The organism is Robertmurraya sp. DFI.2.37 (assembly GCF_029211245.1).
GTDB lineage: Bacteria > Bacillota > Bacilli > Bacillales > Cytobacillaceae > Robertmurraya > Robertmurraya methanolica_A.
Genome location: NZ_JARGEJ010000607.1, coordinates 1 through 304, shown reverse-complemented (window position 1 = coordinate 304; position 304 = coordinate 1). Strand labels below are relative to the sequence as shown.

General features: G+C 68.1%; 1 protein-coding gene. It reads left to right on the top strand.

From position 1 onward, the window contains the following. Nucleotides 1-304, top strand: a 304-nt coding sequence (locus PZE06_RS27890; protein WP_275792385.1) for a molybdopterin dinucleotide binding domain-containing protein, incomplete at both ends; no start/stop codon positions are given.

Here is a 304-nt window from a genome sequence, read left to right as displayed (position 1 = left end):
GCCGCTTGCACCCCGAGCCCGAGTTCCTCGTGCATCCCGAGACGGCGGCAGCCTACGGCATCGCCGACGGCGACTGGTGCACCATCTCGAACAACCTGGGCTCCGCCCGCCTGCGCGCCCATACCACCGTGCGCATCCGCAAAGACACGGTGTCGGCCGACCACGGCTGGTGGTTCCCCGAGCAGGAGGCGGCAGAGCCGAACCTGTACGGCGTGTTCGACTGCAACGGCAACAACCTGACCACGATGGGCGTGTACGGCCCGACGCACTACGGCGCCCCGTACAAGAGCACGCTCTGCAAGTG